The 21,922-nt window shown below is 65.7% G+C and carries 19 protein-coding genes; 2 read left to right on the forward strand and 17 right to left on the reverse strand.

Annotated features, from left to right (window positions below; all coding sequences use genetic code 11):
• Positions 1-60: 60 nt before the first annotated feature.
• From recQ to G404_RS0108410, 8 genes are all read right to left on the reverse strand, one after another.
• On the reverse strand, positions 61-1,872 hold the full coding sequence (gene recQ / locus G404_RS0108375; protein ID WP_028640683.1) for a DNA helicase RecQ: 1,812 nt from the start codon (positions 1,870-1,872) through the stop codon (positions 61-63).
• 63 nt (positions 1,873-1,935) lie between these two features.
• Positions 1,936-3,138, reverse strand: coding sequence for a cation:proton antiporter (locus G404_RS0108380; RefSeq protein WP_028640684.1), 1,203 nt, complete (start codon positions 3,136-3,138; stop codon positions 1,936-1,938).
• A gap of 80 nt (positions 3,139-3,218) precedes the next feature.
• Positions 3,219-3,989, reverse strand: a complete 771-nt coding sequence (locus tag G404_RS0108385) for an SDR family oxidoreductase (RefSeq protein ID WP_028640685.1) — start codon at positions 3,987-3,989, stop codon at positions 3,219-3,221.
• Positions 3,990-4,041: 52 nt separating this feature from the next.
• The gene (locus G404_RS0108390; protein ID WP_028640686.1) at positions 4,042-5,121 is read right to left on the reverse strand and encodes a PLP-dependent cysteine synthase family protein; all 1,080 of its coding nucleotides are present in this window, start codon (positions 5,119-5,121) and stop codon (positions 4,042-4,044) included.
• Between the two features lie 12 nt (positions 5,122-5,133).
• Entirely contained in the window at positions 5,134-7,752 is a 2,619-nt protein-coding gene (metH, locus tag G404_RS0108395; RefSeq protein ID WP_028640687.1) for a methionine synthase, read from the reverse strand.
• Between the two features lies 1 nt (position 7,753).
• The gene (locus tag G404_RS0108400) at positions 7,754-8,812 is read right to left on the reverse strand and encodes a homocysteine S-methyltransferase family protein (RefSeq protein WP_028640688.1); all 1,059 of its coding nucleotides are present in this window, start codon (positions 8,810-8,812) and stop codon (positions 7,754-7,756) included.
• Positions 8,809-9,705, reverse strand: a complete 897-nt coding sequence (gene metF, locus G404_RS0108405) for a methylenetetrahydrofolate reductase [NAD(P)H] (protein WP_028640689.1) — start codon at positions 9,703-9,705, stop codon at positions 8,809-8,811. Before metF ends, G404_RS0108400 begins: the two co-directional genes overlap by 4 nt.
• An 8-nt stretch (positions 9,706-9,713) precedes the next feature.
• Entirely contained in the window at positions 9,714-10,691 is a 978-nt protein-coding gene (locus G404_RS0108410; protein ID WP_028640690.1) for an ArsR/SmtB family transcription factor, read from the reverse strand.
• Positions 10,692-10,876: 185 nt separating this feature from the next.
• Here G404_RS0108410 and G404_RS0108415 point away from each other — a divergent pair, with 185 nt between their 5' ends.
• Positions 10,877-11,218 carry a hypothetical protein gene (locus G404_RS0108415; RefSeq protein ID WP_028640691.1) on the forward strand — a complete coding sequence of 114 codons (342 nt, stop codon included), beginning with the start codon at positions 10,877-10,879 and terminating at the stop codon, positions 11,216-11,218.
• Positions 11,215-11,427 (forward strand): hypothetical protein, encoded by a 213-nt coding sequence (locus G404_RS0108420; RefSeq protein ID WP_036520789.1) that lies wholly within the window; start codon positions 11,215-11,217, stop codon positions 11,425-11,427. The genes G404_RS0108415 and G404_RS0108420 overlap by 4 nt, the downstream gene beginning before the upstream one ends.
• A 7-nt stretch (positions 11,428-11,434) precedes the next feature.
• On the opposite strand, the gene arfB is transcribed toward G404_RS0108420, so the two are convergent.
• The 9 genes from arfB to G404_RS0108465 all read right to left on the reverse strand — a co-directional run bounded on the left by arfB (position 11,435) and on the right by G404_RS0108465 (position 21,892).
• Entirely contained in the window at positions 11,435-11,845 is a 411-nt protein-coding gene (gene arfB, locus G404_RS0108425; protein WP_028640693.1) for an alternative ribosome rescue aminoacyl-tRNA hydrolase ArfB, read from the reverse strand.
• Positions 11,846-11,847: 2 nt separating this feature from the next.
• The gene (locus G404_RS0108430; RefSeq protein ID WP_036520794.1) at positions 11,848-12,516 is read right to left on the reverse strand and encodes an RluA family pseudouridine synthase; all 669 of its coding nucleotides are present in this window, start codon (positions 12,514-12,516) and stop codon (positions 11,848-11,850) included.
• Positions 12,513-13,694 carry a pyridoxal phosphate-dependent aminotransferase gene (locus G404_RS0108435; protein ID WP_028640695.1) on the reverse strand — a complete coding sequence of 394 codons (1,182 nt, stop codon included), beginning with the start codon at positions 13,692-13,694 and terminating at the stop codon, positions 12,513-12,515. Before G404_RS0108435 ends, G404_RS0108430 begins: the two co-directional genes overlap by 4 nt.
• A gap of 4 nt (positions 13,695-13,698) precedes the next feature.
• Complete coding sequence (gene pabB, locus G404_RS0108440; protein WP_028640696.1) at positions 13,699-15,522, reverse strand: aminodeoxychorismate synthase component I; 1,824 nt, start codon at positions 15,520-15,522, stop codon at positions 13,699-13,701.
• Between the two features lie 47 nt (positions 15,523-15,569).
• Complete coding sequence (locus G404_RS0108445) at positions 15,570-18,224, reverse strand: M1 family metallopeptidase (RefSeq protein ID WP_036520796.1); 2,655 nt, start codon at positions 18,222-18,224, stop codon at positions 15,570-15,572.
• Positions 18,225-18,370: 146 nt separating this feature from the next.
• Complete coding sequence (locus G404_RS0108450; RefSeq protein ID WP_036520838.1) at positions 18,371-19,834, reverse strand: sensor histidine kinase; 1,464 nt, start codon at positions 19,832-19,834, stop codon at positions 18,371-18,373.
• An 8-nt stretch (positions 19,835-19,842) separates the two neighbouring features.
• A complete protein-coding gene (locus G404_RS0108455) occupies positions 19,843-20,574 on the reverse strand; it encodes a response regulator (RefSeq protein WP_028640699.1) in 732 nt (243 codons plus the stop codon).
• A gap of 61 nt (positions 20,575-20,635) precedes the next feature.
• Positions 20,636-21,274, reverse strand: coding sequence for an EF-hand domain-containing protein (locus tag G404_RS18545; protein WP_084601165.1), 639 nt, complete (start codon positions 21,272-21,274; stop codon positions 20,636-20,638).
• A 243-nt stretch (positions 21,275-21,517) separates the two neighbouring features.
• Positions 21,518-21,892 carry a VOC family protein gene (locus G404_RS0108465; RefSeq protein ID WP_028640700.1) on the reverse strand — a complete coding sequence of 125 codons (375 nt, stop codon included), beginning with the start codon at positions 21,890-21,892 and terminating at the stop codon, positions 21,518-21,520.
• Between the last annotated feature and the right edge of the window lie 30 nt (positions 21,893-21,922).

Here is a 21,922-nt window from a genome sequence, read left to right on the forward strand (position 1 = left end):
CCTCCTCACAAAAAGTGATATTAAATTGATATCACTTTTTTCCAGGCCTGCAAGTGCCCATCAAGCGTCGGCAAAATCACGGATCGCCTGCAGAAACGCATCGCCATAGGCATCGCGCTTGCGCGCCCCCACGCCACTGATTTCGCCCAGCGCCGCCAGCGTGGCCGGGCGATGTGCCGCCATTTCGCGCAAGGTCGAATCGTGAAACACCACATAGGGCGGCACACCCGCCGCCTTGGCCAGATCGCGGCGCAGCGCGCGAAGCGCTGCAAACAGCGGATCATCGCCCGGATCACCCGCAGGCGCGCTGCCGCCCTTGCGACGGCGCGCGGGGCGTTCGCCCTGGTCGGGCCCGTCGCGCATGATCAGATCGACGCTGGCATCGCCTTTCAGAATGTCGCGCGCATCGCCTGCCAGCATCAGGCCGCCGTGTTCGGTCTGCACCAGCGCGCCACGGGCCTGCAAGGCGCGGCTGACCGGGCGGATCAGTGCCGCCTCGTCGGCGCCGACAATGCCGAACACCGACAACTGGTCATGCCCGCGCGACACCACGCGATCGTCCGCCGCGCCGATCAGCACCTTTTCGACATGGCCCAGCCCGAACGATTGCCCGGTGCGATAGACCGCCGACAACAGCTTGCGCGCAAGGTCGGTCACATTGGTTACAGCAGGGCGATGCAGGCAATTGTCGCAATTGCCGCAGGCAGGCGGCGGATCTTCGCCAAAATGCCGCAACAGGATCGCGCGCCGGCAATCGGCGGTTTCCACCAGGCTGGCCAGGGTATCCAGCCGGGTGCGTTCGCCCCCGCGCCGCGCCTCGTCCAGTTCGCCCAGCCGCGCGCGCGCGCGGGCGAAATCATCCGCCCCCCACAGCATCAGCGCCACTGCCGGATCGCCATCGCGTCCGGCGCGCCCGGTTTCCTGGTAATAGCTTTCGATCGATTTGGGCAGCGCGGCATGCGCGACAAAGCGCACATCCGGCTTGTCGATGCCCATACCGAACGCAACCGTGGCGACCATCACCATGTCTTCGGAGGCAACAAATGCCGACTGGTTGGCCGCGCGCACCTCGGGCGCAAGCCCGGCGTGATAGGGCAACACGCTGCGGCCGGTGGCGCCCAGCTGATCGGCCAGCTTTTCCACGCTTGCCCGCGTCGGCGCATAGACGATGCCCGGCCCCGGATGTTCGGCCAGAACGCGGGTCAATTGCCGCAACGGCGTGTCACGCGGGGTAATGGTATAACGGATGTTGGGCCGATCGAACCCGGCAATCACCAGCCCGTCGCGGGGCATGCCCAGCTGGTCCATGATATCGGCGCGGGTGTGGGCATCGGCGGTGGCGGTCAGCGCCAGCCGCGGCACATCGCCAAACATGTCGAGCAACGGACGCAGCAGGCGGTAATCGGGGCGGAAATCGTGGCCCCATTCGGACACGCAATGCGCCTCGTCGATCGCAAACAGCGCGATCGGCGCGGTGGTCAGCATTTCGCGGAAATGCGGCTGGCTGGCGCGTTCGGGCGCAACGTACAGCAGGTCGAGCTCGCCATTGCGGAACCGCTCGATCGTGGCGCCGCGGTCCATGTCGGCGCTGGTCAAGGTGGCGGCCCGAATGCCGTTGGCCGTGGCCGCGCGCAACTGGTCGTGCATCAGCGCGATCAGCGGCGATACCACCACGCACGTGCCCGGCAGCATCACCGCGGGCAACTGATAGGTCAGCGATTTGCCCGCGCCGGTGGGCATCACCGCCAAAGTCGATTGCCCGGCCAGCACGCGCGCCAGCACGTCCTCCTGCACCCCGCGAAACGCGGGAAAGCCGAACACGCGCGACAATTCGGCGCGCGCGGCGTTCAGATCGGGGCGGACACCATCCATCGCGCCGCTATGCCAGATCACGGTGCAAGGACAAACCACCCGGGGCCAGGTTTCGCCCCGAAATCAGAGCAATCCCGCCGCGCCCAGCCGCGCCAGCCGCGGCCGCACCATCGGCACCGTCAGCGCGGTGCTGGCCACCGCCATCAGCAACAGCGCGGTAAAGGTTTCGGCGGTGATGATCTGCCGGTCGAGCAGCACGTTGACAAAGATGATCATGATCAGCGCCTTGGTCTGCAACATCCACCCGATCACCGAAGCTTCGCCAGGCGCCCAGCCCAGCAGCCGCCCGGCCAGATGCGTGCCCGCCAGCTTGCCCGCGACCGATGCCAGCAGAAACAGCCCCGCCGCGCCAAACACCATCAGCACGGCCGACCCGCCCAGACCCCATTGCGTGCGCAGGCCGGTCGACAGGAAAAACACCGGCATCAGCGCCAGCAACAGCACTTCGCGCATGGCATCGCGCCGCTGAACCGAAAAATCGTGCCCGTCGAGCACGGCGCCTGCCAGAAACGCGCCAACCATGAAATGCAGCCCCGACCAATCGGCGGCAAAGCCGGTTGCCGCCAGCCACACCATGCCGATCGCCCAACGGTCCGCCTCGGGCAGGCGCTTGATCGCTTTGCGCATCGCCCAGGCGGCACAGGCAAAGCCGGCCAGAAACAGCCCCTGCCGCCCGATCCGCTGCCAATCGAGCAGGATCAGCGCCAGCACGCCCCAGATCGCGACATCATCAAAACTGGCATAGCGCAGCATCCGGTTGCCCAGCGCCTTGCGGAAAATGCCCAGCTTTTCCATCAGCAGCACCAGGATCGGCAGCGCGGTCACTGCACAGGCCATGCCGATACCCAACACCGCCTGCGCATAGCCACCCTTGGGTCCGATCCAGCCCGGGCCTGTCAACAGCAGCGCCGCAGCACCCGCGCCAAACGCCAACGGCACCAGCAGTGCTGCGGCTGCGGTGGTCAGCGTTTCACCGCGGTTGGCCCAGGCATCGCCCAGATCGAGTTCCAGCCCCGCAGCAAACACGAACAGCATCACGGCCCACCACGCGATACCGTTCAACGCGCCCATCACCTGCGGGTTGAACACAAAGGCATAGGCGCCGGGAACCACCGCGCCGAGCACACCGGGCCCCATCAGGATGCCGCCGATGATCTGCACCACCACGAGCGGCGCATGCGCGTCGGTGCGCGCCAGCCGCCACACCGCATAGGGCACCGCCAGAATGACCGTCAAAGCGATCAGGAAAATCTCGCTGGTACCCATCTGCCCCGCTCTGCCTGTTTCACCGCGTCATGGCGGATCACGCGCAAAACGCAAGCAGATCGGGGGGTTGCATACGGATGTCAGGACTGCGCGGCGCGCGCCTTTGCCGCAAATTCGTTCAATTGCACCACGGTTTCGTCAAACCGGTTTTCGCGTTCCGCGTTGCGCAGGAATTTCACGCGTTCGACCATGACCTCGCCAGGGGTTGGCTGCGCGGTCAGCAGCGCCATCACTTCGTCGGCGAATTCGGCCAGCGGCTGGTACCCGGGGCGGCTTTCCTGACCGGGGGTCAGTCCGGTCTGTACCGCAGGCGGTGCCAGTTCGATCACCTCGACCCGCCCCTTCAGCACTTCGCGCAACGACACCGTGTACGAATGGATCGCCGCCTTGGTCGCACTGTAGGTTGCAGCCGCGGTCATCGGCACATAGCCAAGGCCCGAGGTAACGGTGACAATCGCGGGATGGTCCTGCGCCAGCAGATGATCGATCAGCGCGTTGGTCAGCCGGATCGGGCCAAGCAGATTGGTGGTGATCGTGGCCTCGGCATCGGCCAGGTCGCGCCGCGTGTCGAGCGCTTCAAACCGCATGATCCCGGCATTGTGGATGACCACGTTGAGCGCGGGGAATGTGGCCAGCACATCCTCGACAAAAGCCTCGATCGCGATCGCGTTGTCGATATCGAGCACCACCGCGTGCATGTCGGACCGTCCGGCGATCGTCGCGTTCAGCGCCTCGATCCGACGCCCGGCGACGATTACGGTGTTGCCCAGATCGTGCAGCCGCTGGGCCAGCGCGGCACCGATGCCGCTGCCGCCGCCGGTGATGAGAATGGTGTTGCCGTTGGTCTTCATGGGGGATGCTCCGATCGATACGTGCAACCGATATGGTCAGCAGCCTGCGCGATTACATCCCCGGGTAATGCCCGGTGGCCAGGAAATGTTCGATCCGCGCCTCGTCCTCGCGCGGGTCGATGCCCTGTTCGGCCAGCCAGTCCGCGTTGAAGCAGGTCGAGGCATAGCGTTCGCCCGAATCGCACAGGATCGACACGATTGCGCCGGCCTGACCGGCTTGGGCCATTTGTGTTGCCAGGCGCGCGACCGCCACCCAGTTGGTGCCGGTCGATCCGCCCACCCGGCGTCCCAGATGGCGCGACAGCACGCGTGCGGCCGCGATCGATGCGGTGTCATCGACCACTTCCATATGATCGATCACGCCCGGCACGAACGAAGCCTCGACCCGGGGCCGCCCGATCCCTTCGATCAGCGACCGATCGCCCGCATACCCGGTGACCGCGCGATCATGCCAGTGGCGGTGGAACACCGACCGGTCCGGATCGGCGACACAGATCCGCGTGGCATGGCGGTGATAGCGCACGAACCGGCCCAGCGTGGCCGAAGTGCCGCCGGTGCCCGCGCCGCATACGATCCAGGTCGGGATCGGCGCGGGCTCGCGCGTCATCTGGGCAAAGATGCTTTCGGCGATGTTGTTGTTGCCGCGCCAGTCGGTGGCGCGTTCGGCAAAGGTGAACTGGTCCATGTAATGACCGCCGTGCTCTGCGGCGATCCGTTCCGCCTCGGCATAGACCGCGCCTGCATCGGCGACTTTGTGGCAGGTGCCGCCCAGCACCTCGATCGCCGCAATCTTTTCGCATGCCGTCGATGCCGGCACCACCGCGATAAACGGCAGGCCCAGCATCCGGGCGAAATAGGCCTCTGACACCGCGGTCGATCCCGACGAGGCCTCGACCACGGTGGTACCATGATCGATCCAGCCGTTGCACAGCGCATAAAGGAACAGCGATCGCGCCAGCCGGTGCTTGAGACTGCCGGTGGGGTGGCTGCTTTCATCCTTGAGATAAAGCGCGATCGTCGGCAACGCGGGCAGGCTGACCGGGATCAGGTGCGTATCGGCCGAGCGCGCGTAATCGGCCGCGATGCGCGACAGGGCCCAGTCGATCCAGCGCGCCGGTGCAGTCTGTGTCATGGGTGTCGTCGTTCAATCCAGATTGGGCCGCAGCCAGCGTTCGGCGGTGGCCGGATCGACCCCGCGTCGCGCGGCATAGTCGGCCAACTGGTCGCGGCCAATGGTCGCCACCCCGAAATACGCAGATTGGTGGTGGGCAAAATAGAATCCGCTGACCGCAGCGGTGGGCAGCATCGCCTGGCTTTCGGTCAGGACGATACCCGCCGAGCGCGGCGCATCGAGCAGATCGAACAGGATCGGCTTGAGGCTGTGATCGGGGCACGCGGGATAGCCAGGCGCAGGGCGGATGCCGCGATAGTGTTCGCGGATCAGCGCCTCGTTGGTCAGCTGTTCGCCCGGGGCATAGGCCCACAGCGTGGTGCGCACATGCGCATGCAGGCGTTCGGCAAAGGCCTCGGCAAAACGATCGGCCAGCGCCTTGAGCAGAATATCCGAATAATCGTCGTGCGCGGCCTGAAACCGCGCCAGATGCGGTTCGATTCCGTGGATGCCCACGGCAAAGCCGCCCAGCCAGTCACCCGCCGGATCGATGAAATCGGCCAGGCAATAATTGGCCCGCCCACGGCTTTTGGCAAATTGCTGGCGCAGAAACGGCATCCGCACTGGCCGGTCGCCGCCATCAATGTGCAGCACCACATCATCACCGTGGCGCGCGCAGGGCCAGAATTCGGCCACGCCGCGCGCCGTCAGCCATTTTTCGTCGATAATCTGCGCCAGCATGGCCTGCGCATCGGCCCACAGCGCGCGCGCGCTTTCGCCCACGACCGCGTCGTCAAGAATGGCAGGATAATTTCCGGCCAGTTCCCACGCGCGGAAAAACGGGGTCCAGTCGATATAGTGCGCCAGATCGGCCAGATCCCAGGCATCGAACACATGCCGCCCGGGCATTGCAGGCGGCGGGCTTTTCTCCGAAAAGTCGGCGACAAAGGCATTGTCGCGCGCCTGTTCCAGCGTCAGCAGCTTTGACGCGCCTTTGCCCGCGCGCGCCTCGCGCACCGCGATATAGTCGGCAGCCGTCTGCGCAACAAACGCCTCGGCCTGGGTGTCGGACAGCAGCTGGCTGGCCACGCCCACCGCGCGGCTGGCATCGAGCACATGGATCACCGGCCCGTCATAGGCGGGATCGATCCGCAGCGCGGTATGCACTTTGCTGGTGGTGGCCCCGCCGATCAACAGCGGCATGGTCATGCCGGCGCGCTGCATTTCCTCGGCCACGGTGACCATTTCATCGAGCGACGGGGTGATCAGCCCCGACAGTCCGATCATGTCGACATCGTGTTCGCGCGCAGTGTCGAGGATACGGGTCCACGGCACCATCACGCCCAGGTCGATCACTTCATAGCCGTTGCATTGCAACACGACGCCAACGATGTTCTTGCCGATATCGTGCACATCGCCCTTGACCGTCGCCATGATGATCCGGCCCTTGGCGCGCGCGCCTTCTTCCTTCAGCGCCTCGATAAACGGGATCAGGTGCGCAACCGCCTTTTTCATCACGCGCGCCGATTTGACCACTTGCGGCAGGAACATCTTGCCCGCGCCGAACAGGTCGCCCACCGTGTTCATGCCCGCCATCAGCGGTCCTTCGATCACTTCGATCGGGCGCGCGTGGATCAGGCGCGCCTCTTCGGTGTCGGCCACGATATGCGCGTCGATACCCTTGACCAGCGCGTGTTCCAGACGCCGCACGACATCCCAGCCGCGCCATTCCTCGGCGGCCTTTTCGGCAACGGTGTCCTTGCCCTTGTAGCTTTCGGCCAGAGCAATCAGCCGCTCGGTGGCATCGGGGTGCCGCATCAGCAGCACATCTTCGCACGCCTCGCGCAGCACCGGATCGATCGCATCATAGATATCGAGCTGTCCGGCGTTGACGATCGCCATGTCCATCCCGGCCGGGATCGCATGATACAGGAACACCGAATGCATCGCGCGGCGCACCGTCTCGTTGCCGCGAAAGCTGAAGCTGAGGTTCGACAGCCCGCCCGAGATATGCACGTGCGGACAGGTGGCGCGGATTTCGCGCGTGGCCTCGATGAAATCCAGCGCATAGCGGTCATGGTCTTCGATCCCTGTCGCCACCGCAAACACGTTGGGGTCGAACACGATATCTTCAGCCGGAAAACCATGCGCCGTCAGCAGCGCATAGGCGCGCTGGCAGATCGACACCTTGCGTTCCCGGCTATCGGCCTGTCCCGCCTCGTCAAACGCCATGACGACGACCGCAGCGCCGTAATCGAGGCATTTGCGGGCATGGACCAAAAACGCCTCTTCACCCTCTTTCAACGAGATCGAATTGACGATCGGCTTGCCCGACACGCATTTCAGCCCGGCCTCGATCACCGACCATTTCGAGCTGTCGATCATCACCGGCACGCGCGCGATATCGGGCTCTGCCGCGATCAGCTTGAGGAACGTGGTCATCGCGTGCTCGGCATCGAGCAGCCCTTCGTCCATGTTCACATCGATGATCTGCGCGCCGTTTTCGACCTGTTGCCGCGCAACTTCGACCGCGCGGGCATAATCGCCCGCCAGGATCAGCTTCTTGAACGCGGCAGAGCCGGTGACATTGGTGCGTTCGCCGATATTGACGAACCGCGCGCCGGCGGTCTGGGGAACAGGTGCTTCGGTCATGTTACGCCATCACAAAGGGTTCAAGACCCGCCAGCCGCGTGGCGGTGTCGGGCCGGGGCAGACGGCGCGCCGGCAGGCCCGCCACCGCGGCCGCCATCGCCGCGATATGGTCGGGCGTCGATCCGCAGCACCCGCCCAGCACGTTGACCTGGCCGTGTTCGGCCCATTCGCGCACCAGCCCGGCGGTGGTCACAGGCGCCTCGTCATATTCGCCCAGGTCGTTGGGCAGCCCGGCGTTGGGATAGACCATGATCAGCGCATCGGCGATCTGCGACAGCACGCGAACATGCGGGCGCAACTGACTGGCCCCGAACGAACAATTCAGCCCGATTGTCAGCGGACGCGCATGCCGCACCGCATACCAGAACGCCTCGACCGTATGGCCCGACAGATTGCGGCCCGACAGATCGGTCAGCGTCATCGACAGCATGATCGGCACTTCGCGGCCCAGCGCCTGTTCGACCTGGCGCACCGCCATCACCGCCGCCTTGGCATTCAGCGTGTCGAACACGGTTTCGATCAGGATGAAATCGGCGCCACCGTCGACCAGCGCGCGCGCCTGCTGCGCATAGACATCGACCAGAAAATCCCAGTCGATCTCGCGATAGCCGGGATCGTTGACATCGGGGCTGAGCGACAGCGTCTTGTTGGTTGGCCCGATCGCGCCGGCGACAAAGCGCGGGCGCCCGTCCTTGGCGGTGAATTCGTCGGCCACCCGCCGCGCCAGGCGCGCACTGGCCAGATTGATCTGGTCGACCAGAGCTTGCGCGCCATAATCGGCCTGGCTGATGCGATTGGCCGAAAAGGTGTTGGTTTCGGCCAGGTCGGCACCGGCGGCGAAATAGGCGCGATGAATGCCCTCGATCACGTGCGGCGCGGTCAGCGCCAGGATATCGTTGTTGCCCTTCTGATCGTGGCCCAGGTTCAGGGCCCCGGCATAGTCCGCCTCGACCAGCCCGCAGCGCTGGATTTCGGTGCCGAAGGCGCCATCGGTGATCAGGATACGCTGGCGCGCCTGTGCGACAAAGGCGGCGCGCGCAGCGCTGGGGATCAGGGTCATTGCGGGGTATCCTTTGGACGCAGACCGAGCAGCTGGCAGATGGCAAACGCCTGATCGGCGCGGTTCAGCGTGTAAAAGTGGAAATCGCGCAGCCCGCCTGCGTACAGCCGGCGGCACAAGTCGGCGGCGACCACGGCGGCGACCAGCCCGCGCGGGCCGGGGCGATCGTCAAGCCCCGCAAACATCGCATCGAGCCATTGCGGGACCTGCGTATTGCCACCCATCCGGCGGATGCCGGCCAGATTGGTGACGGGCATGATCCCGGGCAGGATCGGCACCGATATCCCCGCCGCCAACGCGCGGTCGAGAAAGCGGAAGTAGGTTTCGGCCGAAAAGAAGAACTGCGTGATCGCGCGGGTCGCCCCGGCGTCGATCTTGCGCTTCAGATTGTCAAGATCGGCGGCTGCATCGGGCGATTCCGGGTGGCCTTCGGGATAGGCCGCGACCGACAATTCGAAGCGATGCCGCGCAGCCAGCCCCGCGACCAGTTCGGCCGCATTGGCATAGCCATCGGGATGCGGCGCAAACCGCCCTCCAGCGCTCGGCGGCGGATCACCTCGAAGTGCCACGATGTGCCGCACGCCTGCATCCCAGTAGCGATCGGCGATTTCGTCGATTTCGCCGCGGCTGGCCCCGACACAGGTCAGATGCGCGGCTGGCACCAGCGTGGTTTCACGCACCAGCCGGGCGACCGTGGCATGGGTGCGTTCGCGGGTCGAACCGCCGGCGCCATAGGTCACCGAAACAAACGCCGGATCCAGCGGGGCCAGCGCATCGATCGCGTCCCACAGCTGGGCTTCCATCGCCTCGGTCCGGGGCGGAAAGAATTCGAAACTGACGCGGATATCGCCTGTCAGTCCGGCAAATGCGGGGGCTTCGGCATGTACGGTCATCGGTCGGGTCAGCCTTGTTGGCGCGGCTGCAGGCGTTGTGCGGTCCACAGCTTGACGATCAGTTCCTTGCCCGCAAGCGCGCGTTCGGACAGCGGGGCAAACCCGGCATCGGCAAACAGCGTCGCAATCTGCGCATCGGCAAAGCCCAGCCGGGCATGGGCATGCTGCGTGCGCAGGTCTTCGCGATCGTGTGCGGCAAAATCGACAATCGCGATGCGCCCGCCCGGTGCCGTGACCCGCGCCGCCTCGGCCAGCACTGCCTCGGGCGCCAGCGCATAATGCAGCACCTGGTGAAACAGCACGGTGTCAAAACTGCCGGCGGGAAACGGCAATTGCGCAAAATCGCCCTGCACCAGTTCGACTTTGTCCGCGGGCAAATGCTGCAACCGTGTCCGCGCCAGCCGCAGCATGTCGGGGCTGCGATCAAGCGCGGTGACATGACCGGCCTTGGTCGCAAACAGTTCGGCCATGCGGCCGGTGCCGGTGCCGACATCGAGCAGACGCCCCAGATCGCCCCCCAGCATTGTGGCCAGCGCGGCCTCGACCGGGCCATCGGCAATATGCAGGCTGCGCAATTCGTCCCAATGCGCGGCGTGACGGGCGAAATAATCCTGCGAATGCGCCTGCCGCGCGGCGCGGATCGCCTCGAGATGAACGCGGTCTTCGGCGCATTGCCCGGCAAACGCAGGGTCCGCCTGCTCGGCCAGCGCCAGCAGGTGCGCGACAGCGCCCGCCAACGGGGGAATGGCGCGCGATGCCGCACCCGCGGTGCGCAGAAACACCCAGGCCCCTTCGCGGCGGCGTTCGGCCAGATGTGCATCGCACAAGATCTTGACATGACGCGATACGCGGGGCTGGCTTTGTCCCAGCACTTGCGCCAGTTCACCCACCGCCAGCTCCATGCTGTCAAGCAGGCGCATGATCCGCAATCGCGTCGGATCGGCCAGCGCGCGCAAGGTTTCGAGAAGGGGAATCGACGGGGTCATCCAGCGTCATATAAAGATATCTTTATATGACGCAAGCCACATAAAGACTTCGTTATATGCCAGTGCAATTGTGACGTTGGACATCGGGTCGCGCGCTGGCTAGAACCGTGGCCGGGTGGTCAGTGGTTCCCGCCTGGGACCTTTGGAATTGTACGCCGACAGGCATCGTTTGAACGAGGACTTTGATGACGAAATTCGCCCCTGCTGCCGTTCTGGGCCTGTCCGTCCTGTTGTTGGCCGGATGCGGCCACCATGGCCACGAAAGCGATGATGCCACGTCGGCCAGCGTGGAGATGCCCGCCGCCGACCTGCCCGCGGGGCCGCCATCGCTGGCCGCACCACCCCCCGCGCGCGATCCCGATGCCGATGCGTCGGCCAGGGCGCAATCGGCCGAAGTCGCCGCAACCAACGATGCCGAAAACGCCGCCTCTGTTGCGCAACAGGCGCGCGACGCCGCGGCCGAAGCCGAACGCCAGCAGCAGGGTTCCGCCAATGGCCACGACAGCACCCCGCCGCCGCCGCAATGATCCGCCTTGCGCCCCTGCTGATGCTGCTGGCGGCCGGCTGTTCGAGTGACAGCGATCCCGGCCCCGGCGGCGTGACCAAGGGCGAGGCGCGCCAGCTTGATGCCGCCGCGCAGATGCTGGAAAAACGCCCTGCCCCGCCGCTGGTCGATGCCACTGTGCCCGCCGATATCGGGGATGGCGAGGCAAAGCTGCCCACGCCGAAAACGTAACGCCGGCTCAGTCCAGCCGGACTTTGCCGCGCCCGGCCTTGACGCTGCTGCGGATTTTCTTGCCCGCCAGGCGTTGCACTTTGCCCACCCGGTTAAGGCGCGATTTGGCGCGTTTTTCGGGCAAGGTCATCGCTTCGCGCAGCAGCGCGATCAGCCGTTCGCGCGCATCGGCGCGGTTTGCCTCTTGCGTGCGGAACCGCCGCGCGGTCAGCACGATTTCGCCGGCCGAAGTCATGCGGCTGCCCGCCAGGGTCTTGAACCGTTCAAACGCCTCGGGCGACAGGCGCAACGCATAGACGCTGACGCGCAGTTGGACCGCGGTCGCGACTTTGTTGACATTCTGTCCACCCGGACCGGTGGCGGTGATAAAGCTTTCGCTGCAATGGGCCAGCGCACGCTCGATAACCGCCTCGGCCATGGTCATTGCGAAAAGCCGAGCGCCACAAAATCGGCGGGCATCGGCGCCTCGGCCACGATCGGCGGCTTGCCCTCGCGCGGGATTTCCAGCCTGGCGGCGTGCAGCATCGTACGCTTGCCCGGCACTTTGCGGCCATAGACCGGGTCGGCCAGCAGCGCATGGCCCAGCCCCGCCGCGGCATGCACGCGGATCTGGTGGGTGCGGCCGGTTTCTGGCGTGAATTCGACCAGCGTCATGCCGTCGCGCCGGTCAAGCACGCGCCAATGCGTCACCGCGGCCTTGCCCGCGCGCGCGGGGATCATCCGCCAGCCGTCTTTTTCGCTGCTGATCTTGGACAGGTTCAGTTCGATCGTGCCGCGTGCAGCCTCGATATCGCCGGCGACAATGCCCCAGTAGGTCTTGACCACCTGGCGCGCCTCGAAGGCGGCGGAATACCGTTTGAGCGCGCGCGGATGGCGCGCAAGCAACAGACAACCCGACGTATCCTGATCAAGCCGGTGCACCGGTGCGGGCGAACGGGCAAAGCCCATGCGCAATTCCCATACCCGTTCTTCCAGCGACATGCCCCCGGCGCGGGGCCGGTCGAGCGGCAGGCCTGCGGGTTTGTCGATCACCAGCGCCTCGGCATCTTCGTACAGGATGGCAAGCGGGATGGTGGCAATATCAATCATGTCAGGGCCTTCGCGATACGCGCCGTCGCGCGGTCCAGTTTTTCATCGTCTGCGGCAAAGCTGATGCGAAATCCGTCGCGTCCGCCAAATGCCGATGCCGCCACCACCGCCACGCCGTGGTCGAGCAGGTGCATCGCCAATGCCTCGTCATCACCACCAAACCGTGGCATCAGTGGCGCCGCATCGATCATGCAATAGAACGCGCCATCGGGCACGGGGGTAGACAGGCCGGGGATCGCGTTGATCGCGGCCACCACCCGGTCGCGCCTTACACGAAACCGGTCGCGCCAGTCGCACAGAAAATCCTGCGGGCCGTTGAAGGCGGCAACCGCGGCGGCCTGGGCAATCGAACAGGCATTGCCCGAATTGTGCGACTGCAACGTGCCCATCGCGCGGATCAGCCACGCGGGGCCTGCGGCCACGCCGATGCGAAACCCGGTCATCGCGTGGCTTTTCGACACGCCCGAAACCGTCAGCACGCGCGGTGCCAGATCGGGGCAGGCCACCGCCAGCGTGGCGTGATCGCCCGGCGTATAGCGCAGCGGGGCATAGATATCATCGCTCAACACCAGGACCTGCGGATGGCGGCGCAGCACGGCGCCCAGCGCGATCAGATCGGCGGCGCTATACGTGGCACCGGTGGGATTGCCCGGACTGTTGAGCAGCAACCAGCGTGTGCGCGGGCCGATCGCGGCCTCCAGCTGTTCGGGCGTGACGCGGTAACCGCCTGCCGGGGTGGTTTGCAAAGCCACGACATTGGCGCCGGCAAAGCGCACGATTTCGGGATAGCTTACCCACCAGGGCGCGGGGATCAGCACATCGTCGCCCGGATCGAGCGTGGCCATCAGCGCGTGAAAGATGGCCTGCTTGCCGCCTGCCGAAACGATCACCTGCGATGGCGGTACCGCAATCCCCAGGTCGCGGCGGAAATGCAGCACCGTCGCCTCGCGCAGGGCCAGCGTGCCCGCAACCGCGGTATAACGGGTATCATCGGCATCGAGCGCGGCCTTGGCCGCGGCCTTGACATGATCGGGCGTGGCAAAGTCGGGCTCACCCACCGACAGCGAGATGATGTCATGCCCGGCGGCACGCAGGGCAATGGCGCGGTCGGTCATGGCATTGGTGCGCGATGGCGCGATCCGCGCCAGGGCGGTGCTGATGCGATCGATCGTGGTCATGGTGTCAGGCGTCCAGCAGGCGCGCCGGCATCAGCCCGCGCAGGGCATTGCCCAGCAGGAATCCGTCGCGCAGATGATCGAGCGTCACATCGCCCTCGACGACTTTGTCGGCATCGATCAGGCTGCGCCGCAGCACGCCGGGCAACAGCCCGTGGGTGTCGCGCGGCGTGATCAACCGGCCGTCGCTGCGCCGGACAAACACGTTGGTAAAGCTGCCCTCGGTGATGTGGCCATCGTCGCGCAGCAGCAGCGCTTCGTCCGCACCGACGCCGCGCGCAGCGCGCAGGGCCGCCTCGTAAAACCCCCGATCGCTGGTTTTGTGCCGCAGCCGCCAATCATCGGCCGCCACCGGCAGCGGCAGCACCGCGCACGCCAGCGGCCGGTCGGGCACCGCCGGCAGCGCTGCGGTTTCGAGCGCAATCGCGCCCGATCGGGCCAGCAGCAGGCGCACTTTGGCAGGCGCTTCCAGATCAAAGCACAATGCCTGGATCGCGTTGCGCGCGGCATGGCGGTCGAACGCAAAGCCAAGCTCGACGGCACTTGCGCGCAGCCGTTCAAGATGCAGTTCGATCAGCGCGATCCCGCGCGCGGGATCGAACGCCATCGTCTCGATCAGATCGGCCTGGCCCGCAGACAAGCGCAAGAAATTCCCCTTGATCACGCATTCCCGCCATTCGCCCAGCATGGCAGAATCGGCCACCACGGCAGAGCCCACCCCCATGCTCGCGCGCCCGCCCCCGGCCCCTGGATGATCGGGTGTCAGACGCACCGTGCGGATTGCCACATTGAACACCGCCGTGCCAGCGTCAACGCCGGATTCGCCGCGATCATCGGGCACATCAATATAGCCGATTGCCCCGCAATAGGCCCCGCGCGCATCGCGTTCGTGCCGGTCGATCAGTTCCATCGCACGAATCTTGGGCGCGCCGGTGACCGATCCGCATGGAAAGATCGCGCGCACCAGATCAATCGCGCCCGCGCCCGGGGCCAGCGTGGCATGCACCGTGGTCACCATCTGGTGCACGGTGGGATAGCTTTCGATCGCGAACGGCGCATCGACCTTGACACTGCCCGGCACCGCCAGCCGTGACAGATCGTTGCGCATCAGATCGACGATCATCAGGTTTTCGGCGCGATCCTTGACGCTGGCGATCAGGCTTTCGCGATTGGCCGCGTCTTCGTTGGCGGTGCGCCCGCGCGGGGCGGTGCCCTTCATCGGGCGCACCGTGGCGGCGTGGCCATCGACCCGCACGAACAGTTCGGGCGAAGCCGACAGCGTCCAGTGTGATCCGTCCCACAGCACCGCACCATAGCCGCCGCGCGCATCGCTGCGCAACGCGCGGTGGATCGCCAGCGGATCGCCGCGCCAGGCCCCGCCCAACGGAAACGTCAGATTGACCTGATAGATATCGCCCGCGCGAATTGCATCGAGCACCCCGCCAAACGCCGCGGCATAGCCGCCGGTCGAGATCTGCGGAGCAAGCGGCCCCAACACGCCGGGGCCCGAAATTTCACTGTCCAGCCAGGCCTCAACCGCGTCTGCGGCCATCGGCGTGCATTGCCCCCAGCGCGCAAACCACACCAGCGGCCCTGCCGCGCCGCTGCGTCGCGCAGCCAATGGCATCAGCCGCGGTTCAAGCGCCAGGCCTGCTTCATAGGCGATCATGCCGGCCCAATGGCCAGCACGCGCGGCGATTTTCTCCAACGCCGGCCCGACCTCTTCAGGCCGCCGCGCCACCACGACCTCTTGCGGATCGCGATAGAGCCGCGATGGCGCAGCGCCGGTCTGGCGCGCGTCATCGAGCAGAAGGAAAAGGGGCCGGGTCATGATGACCCGGCCCTTAGCGATACATTACGGCTGATGCAAAATGCCCGTCAGGCACCCTTGAGCCAGGCCACGGTTTCGCGAACGATCCGCTCTTTGCCCGCCAGGCGATTTTTCAACCGCGCCAACGCGCGTTCCACCGGCTTTTGCGCGTCGGCGGGCAGCGTCTGCTGATAGGCGGTCAGTTTGGCCACCATCGCCTCGTTGTCGGCCGCGCCGGCCAGCCGTTCGATATAGGTGGTGCGGGCCGAGGCATCGACCAGCGCCAGCACCGCATCGCGATGCGCGATGAAGAAATCGAACGCCAGTTCGCTGTGCGCGGTCGCCACCGACGAGATCATCCCCGCCGAGGTGGTCTTGCCCGGCACATCGGTCAGCGCCAGATCGAGCGCGCGTTTGGCCAGCGCCTCATCGTGCGCCGCACCCAGCTGTTGAAACAGGTCGGACCGCGCCACCGTCGACGTGCTGGCCTGTGCCAGTTTTGCCAGCTTGTCCCATTCGGCCGCGCTGGCATTGCGCGCGATGATCCCGATCCAGTCCTGTTTCAACGGGCCATCCAGCGCATGGGGATTGGTGTCGAGCGCGGCAAAACGGCGGCGCGCTTCGGCCACCACGCCCGGCTCGCCCATGCGGCCCAGCGCCGACACGAGCGTTGCGCGCAGATCGGCATCGGGCAGCGTTTCTGAGGCGCGCGGATCAAAGCCCAGCGTATCAAGCCGCTGTTTCCACAGCCCGATCGCGCGCGCCGCCAGCAGGGTCTGCCCTTGCGGATTGCCGTCAAGGCGTTGGTACAGTCCGGCAAAACGGCCCACGGCCTCTGCCGCGACGCGTGGATTGGCGGTGCCCGGCACACGCGCGAGCAGGTTCAGCGGCGCAGCCAGCGGCTGATATCCGGCATAGGCCAGTTCAAGCTGATCGGCGACCAGCCCGCGCTGGTCGATCGGCGCCAGCGTCGGCAGCGCACTGGTCAGATCGGCCAGGCCTGCGGGCGTATAGAGCGACCGGTAATAGCCGACCTGGCCCGCGTTGATGACCACCGGCCCGCAACCGTCGAGCGTCAGCGTGGTCTTGCCATCGGCCATGATCGACCGGATCGGGGCCGACGCGCCGACCGACACCAGCAGCGGCACATGCCAGCGACGCGAGGATACCTCGCCGACGCGATCGCGGGTAAATTCATCCTGCGTCAGGCTAAGCGTCGTCTTGCCCGCAGCGCACGTCTGGCCTGCCACCCGCACCAGCGGAATGCCCGGCTGCGTGGTGAAATCGGTGGCAATCGTGGTCAGACCCTTGGCACCGGCGGCCTCGACCGCCGACCACAGGTCGGTGGTGTGGCTGTTGCCGAACTTGTGCGCAGCCATATAGGCGCGAATGCCATCGCGCCACGTGCCTTCGCCCGCATAAGCCTCCAGCATGGCCAGCACCGCCTCGCCCTTTTGATAGGTGATGGCATCAAATGCCTGGTTGGCTTCGTCGACGGTGCGGATGTGCTGCACGATCGGATGCGTGGTGCGGAACGCATCCAGGCCCATGGCCGCCTCGCGCCCCGAAACACGGTTCAGCAGCGCATACCAGTCGGGGTGGAAATGATCGGTCGCCTTGGTTTCCATCCAGCTGGCGAACCCTTCGTTCAGCCACAGGTCGTCCCACCAGGCCATCGTCACCAGATCGCCGAACCACTGGTGCGCAACTTCGTGCGCCTGCGCAACTTCGATGAATTCGCGCGACCGTGGCGAGGTGGTCTTGGGATCGTCCAGCAGATCGCGCTGGAACGTAAACACCGCGCCCCAGTTTTCCATCGCCGAAAAGAATTCCGACTGGCCCGGCCCGGCAATGTTGTCGATTTTGGGCAAAGGATAATTCACGCCGAAATAGTCGTTGTAATAGGGGATCAGCCCGGCCAGCTCGTTCAGCGCGAAATCGGCCTGGCTGCCGCTGCCGCGGGGCGAGACGATGCCCGCCTCGACGCCGGCGCTGGTCATCCTGGCCTTGCGTTCGAAATCGCCCGCGCCGAAAAACAGCAGATACGACGACATCTTTGGCGTGGTGCGGAACGTGACTTTCTTGAACCCCTTGCCAGCAGGTGCTTCGCTGGCGACCGGCATGTTGCTGACCGCCAGGCGATCGGCGGGCACCACGACCGACAGGTCAAACGTCGCCTTGTACGAGGGTTCGTCGAACATCGGCGCGAACTGGCGCGCATAGCTGGGTTCGAACTGGGTAAACAGTGCGCGCGTCGGCTTGCCATCGTTGCCGGTGTAATCGAGTGCAAACAGGCCGTCTGCCTGGGTGTCGATCGTGCCGGTGTAGTCGCCCTCGATGCGATATTTGCCCGGCAGGATGCCGCCGGGCGCAGTCAGGCTGACGGTCTGTTCCTTGGCGTCGTGGCTGATGGTCAAAGCGATGACCTGGCCGCTGCCGGATACCAGGCTGGCTTTGCCGATCGTGATCGCCGCAGCGTTGAGCACGATCGAATCGGTTGCCTGCGGCACGTCAACATCGATTGTGACGGTTCCGGCAAAGGTCAGCGCCTTGGCATCGGGACGGATTGCAATGGCGTAATGGCTGGGGATCGCGGTGTGGGCCAGCGTGCCATCGATCGGAAAGACCGACGTTTCAGCCGATGCGGGCGTGGCAACCAGAAGCGAAAGCGCAGAGCCGGCCATAGCCAGCGCCGCAACGGAACGAAATGCGGGGCGAAACATGCACAGACCTTATCGTTGTGAAGCCCCCTGTCGCCGGGGGTCGGGATCGGCGCGATCTAGCAACGCGATGGTTGCAATGGCAATCAATTGTCGCTCCGGGCTTCGACAAGCGACACACCGTGCCCGACCAACGGCATGGGCTGCATTCAGGCCAGTGGCAGGCGCAGGCAGGCCGAAAGGCCGACCGTGTGGCCGTCCTCGACGCGGTTGGTTAGGGTCAGCGATCCGCCGTGCTGATCGGCAATCGCGCGCGCCAGTGTCAGGCCCAGCCCGGCGCCGCCTGTGCCGGTGTTGCGCGAAGGATCCAGCCGGGTGAACGGTTCCATCATCTGCGCGATGGCATGTTCGGGAATGCCGGGGCCATCATCGTCAACCACCAGCACGGCAAACCGTCCTTCGCGTTCCAGCCGAACCCGCGCGCGATGCCCGTAACGCAGTGCGTTCGACACCAGGTTGCGCGTTGCCCGGCGCAACCAGATTGCGCGCACGGGCGCGACCATGCGCGTGGTTTCGCCCAGTTCGACATCGTCGCCCATATCTTCGTATTCGCCGATGACATCGCTGATCAGCGCCGACAATTCGGTCGCCTCGATCGGATCGGTCGGGCGCCCGACCCGCGCAAGCGACAGGATATCGTCGAGCGAATGGTTGATCTCTTCGATCGTCGCGGCCATGCGGCTGCGCTCGGCATCGTCTTCGACCGCCTCGATCCGCACCCGCAGAGCGGCCAGCGGGGTCTTCAGATCGTGCCCGATCGCCCCAAGCATCACATCCTTTTCGTCGAGCAGCGCGCTCAACCGCGATTCCATCGCGTTGTGCGCGATGATCAGGCGGCGAATGTCGGCCGGGCCCTGCGGTTGCAACTGGTCGAGCGTGCCGGGCGATGCAGCAAAGCTTTCCAGTCGTCCGGTCAACGCGCGCAACGGGCGCGTGATCCGCCGCAGGATCAGCCCGACCACGGTGACCAGCACAAGATAGGTCAGGATTGCCTGGCGCAGCAGCCGCAACAACAGCTGTGTTTCGTTTGACGGCATGAAGCTGCGCACAGTCAGCCAGGTGCCATCGGCCTGCCGCTGCGAAGCAATGACCAGCGCGGGCAACACATCGGTCGCGGTCAGCCGGTAACGCACGCGCAATTCGGGCAGCATCGGCCGCAACAGCGGGTCGTGCATGGCATCGCGTTCGACCACCACCAATGATCCGGGCGATTCGCCTTGCGCCACCAGCGCATCGCGCAACGCGGTTTCAACCTCGCTCAACGGGCGGTCACCGGCCTGCACCGGCGAAGCGGGGTCGATATGCACGCGCAACACCCGCGGCAGGCGCAATGTATCATCGGACGGGCCCGGTGGGGGCACGGGCGGCGGTCCGGGCGGGCTGCGCGCATCGGCTGGGCCATGGGGGTCAAAGCCGCCGTCGGTGCCCGGCGGGTGCAGGCCATTGGCGCGATCGTTGGCCATGGCCATCCGCATCGCTGCGCCGTTGACCAGCATGGCAATATGCCGCTGGTGCACTTCATGCCAGATCAACGTGGCTGAAAAACCTTGCGCAATCAGCAGGGCAAGCGCGATGGCCAGCATCATCTGGCCCTGCAGACTGCGCAGCCACATCGGCGCGATCAATCCCGCGCCACGGTCTTGCGCACTTCGGCGGCAAGCATGTAGCCCCCGCCCCATACGGTCTGGATCAATTGCGGATTGCGGCTGTCAGGTTCGATCTTGCGGCGCAGTCGGCTGATCTGGTTGTCGACCGCGCGATCGAACAGATGCGCTTCACGGCCTTGCACCATGTCGAGCAGGCGATCGCGATCAAGCACCTGGCGCGGATGATCGAGAAATGCCATCAACAGCCGGAATTCGGCGGAGGAAATCGCCACGACCGCGCCTTCGGGATCGACCAGCCGGCGTTTGAGCGGATCGAGCGTCCAGCCTTCGAATTCATAGACCACGGCTTCGGCCGTATCGGGGCCGCCGCGGCTGGCACGGCGCAACACGCTGCGAATGCGCGCGACCAGTTCGCGCGGATCGAACGGTTTGACCACATAATCATCCCCGCCGATTTCCAGGCCGACGATGCGATCGGTGGATTCGCCGCGCGCCGTGATAAAAATCACCGGCATGCGTTTGGATTCGGCCAGATGGCGGCACAGCGACAGGCCATCTTCACCCGGCATCATGATGTCGAGCAGGACAAGATCGAACTGGCTTGAGGCGATGCGCCCGCGCGCTTCGGCGGCGCTTGCGGCCTGGGTCACCACAAAACCCTGACGGGCAAGGTATTCGGCCAACGGCTCGCGCAAGCCTGCCTCGTCGTCGACAAGCAGGATTTCGGTTGGCAGCGAGGCGGTCATGCCCTCTGTCTTAGCCGATTGCTGCGCGTGTGCCAGTGCGGTTGTCATCCCGGCGCTCCGTTCACTGCGCGGGCCGCGGTGGCGGCGCCATGTCAGGCCCGTGCCACGGCCGGTGATGATGGCGCCACATTGCGTGCCCCGCCGCGCGCAGCTCTTCGCGGGTCAGTACGCCGTCGTGGTTGGTGTCGGCCCGGTCGAAACCGGCCTTCAGCGCTGCATCGAATGCCGCGCGCGCAATCACGCCATCCTTGCGCGCCTCGTGCAGCGCAGGCGCGACGATCGCCATGGCCATCATGCCGCCGGGATGATGGTCGCGCCAGCGTTCGCGCGGCCCTTCTTCACCCGGCCGGGGCGACGGTGGCGGCGACGCACCCTCGCCCGGGGCGGGGTGCTGCCAGCCGGCCCGGTCCGCGCGTGCATGGACATGGGCCAGGAATTCATCCTTGCTGATCATGCCGTCGTGATTGGTATCCCACCTTGCAAACCCTTCCAGCAGGCGCGCATCGCGATCGGCGCGGTCGATCCGGCCATCGTGATTGGCATCCAGCCGGTCCCACATGCTGTCGCCCGCGGCCCTGACCTGGGCAAAGCTGATGGTGCGCGGTGCAGGCGCGGCCGGTTCGTCTGGCGCAGCCCAGGCGACCGGGGCGGATGACAACAGCATCGCTGCAAAACCGGCACGCAGAACAGATCTCGTCATGGCAAACCTTCGCGGGCAATCCGTCAGACCCGGGATGTCGAGTCATGGGGGAAGGAAAGCCGCGAGGCAGACCCCGGTCTGGCGAGGGGGGTGCCGCGCCGGGTCAAGCAGGGGGGCTGTGTTGCGACCGCCTCACGACTTTCCAGGTGCAGGCTATAGACCGCACTTGTCGCCCAACTATGCCCAAACGCACGGTTCTTTGTCGCACATTGTCGCGCGCCGGCACCGGACCCCCGCGATCGCTCAGCCCGCCATCACAAAGGCATTCAGCTTGTTGCCATCGGGATCGCGGAAATAGCCGGCATAGAATTCGCCTTCGCCACGCGGCCCTGGCGCGCCTTCACACGTGCCGCCATGCGCCAGTGCAAGCGCATGAAGCCGGTTGACCTGGTCCGCGTCGCGTGCCGCCAGCGCAACCATGACGCCGTTGCCCACACTGGCCGGCTGGCCATCGAACGGCAGCGTCAGGCCGATGCCGGGTGCGCCGCCGGGCGTACCCCAGGCGATGAACCGGTCGGTTACAAACATCCGGCCAGTGCCAAGTTCGGCCGCGACAGCATCATAGAACTGTGCCGCCCGTTCCAGATCGCAGGTTCCCAAAGTGACGTAACCGATCATGTGCGAATCCCCTTCCAGCACATCGACTGG

Source organism: Novosphingobium acidiphilum DSM 19966, assembly GCF_000429005.1.
Taxonomy (GTDB): domain Bacteria; phylum Pseudomonadota; class Alphaproteobacteria; order Sphingomonadales; family Sphingomonadaceae; genus Novosphingobium; species Novosphingobium acidiphilum.

Excerpts from the sequence above, each read along its gene's own strand:
- G404_RS0108380 (WP_028640684.1), bottom strand. The coding sequence starts at position 3,138 with ATGGGTACCAGCGAGATTTTCCTGATCGCTTTGACGGTCATTCTGGCG.
- G404_RS18545 (WP_084601165.1), bottom strand. The coding sequence starts at position 21,274 with ATGACGAGATCTGTTCTGCGTGCCGGTTTTGCAGCGATGCTGTTGTCA.
- G404_RS0108390 (WP_028640686.1), bottom strand. The coding sequence starts at position 5,121 with ATGACACAGACTGCACCGGCGCGCTGGATCGACTGGGCCCTGTCGCGC.
- pabB (WP_028640696.1), bottom strand. The coding sequence starts at position 15,522 with ATGACCCGGCCCCTTTTCCTTCTGCTCGATGACGCGCGCCAGACCGGC.
- G404_RS0108450 (WP_036520838.1), bottom strand. The coding sequence starts at position 19,834 with ATGTGGCTGCGCAGTCTGCAGGGCCAGATGATGCTGGCCATCGCGCTT.
- G404_RS0108385 (WP_028640685.1), bottom strand. The coding sequence starts at position 3,989 with ATGAAGACCAACGGCAACACCATTCTCATCACCGGCGGCGGCAGCGGC.
- G404_RS0108455 (WP_028640699.1), bottom strand. The coding sequence starts at position 20,574 with ATGACCGCCTCGCTGCCAACCGAAATCCTGCTTGTCGACGACGAGGCA.
- G404_RS0108410 (WP_028640690.1), bottom strand. The coding sequence starts at position 10,691 with ATGACCCCGTCGATTCCCCTTCTCGAAACCTTGCGCGCGCTGGCCGAT.
- metH (WP_028640687.1), bottom strand. The coding sequence starts at position 7,752 with ATGACCGAAGCACCTGTTCCCCAGACCGCCGGCGCGCGGTTCGTCAAT.
- metF (WP_028640689.1), bottom strand. The coding sequence starts at position 9,705 with ATGACCGTACATGCCGAAGCCCCCGCATTTGCCGGACTGACAGGCGAT.
- G404_RS0108435 (WP_028640695.1), bottom strand. The coding sequence starts at position 13,694 with ATGACCACGATCGATCGCATCAGCACCGCCCTGGCGCGGATCGCGCCA.
- G404_RS0108465 (WP_028640700.1), bottom strand. The coding sequence starts at position 21,892 with ATGATCGGTTACGTCACTTTGGGAACCTGCGATCTGGAACGGGCGGCA.
- G404_RS0108445 (WP_036520796.1), bottom strand. The coding sequence starts at position 18,224 with ATGTTTCGCCCCGCATTTCGTTCCGTTGCGGCGCTGGCTATGGCCGGC.
- G404_RS0108415 (WP_028640691.1), top strand. The coding sequence starts at position 10,877 with ATGACGAAATTCGCCCCTGCTGCCGTTCTGGGCCTGTCCGTCCTGTTG.
- recQ (WP_028640683.1), bottom strand. The coding sequence starts at position 1,872 with ATGGATGGTGTCCGCCCCGATCTGAACGCCGCGCGCGCCGAATTGTCG.
- arfB (WP_028640693.1), bottom strand. The coding sequence starts at position 11,845 with ATGGCCGAGGCGGTTATCGAGCGTGCGCTGGCCCATTGCAGCGAAAGC.
- G404_RS0108430 (WP_036520794.1), bottom strand. The coding sequence starts at position 12,516 with ATGATTGATATTGCCACCATCCCGCTTGCCATCCTGTACGAAGATGCC.
- G404_RS0108400 (WP_028640688.1), bottom strand. The coding sequence starts at position 8,812 with ATGACCCTGATCCCCAGCGCTGCGCGCGCCGCCTTTGTCGCACAGGCG.
- G404_RS0108420 (WP_036520789.1), top strand. The coding sequence starts at position 11,215 with ATGATCCGCCTTGCGCCCCTGCTGATGCTGCTGGCGGCCGGCTGTTCG.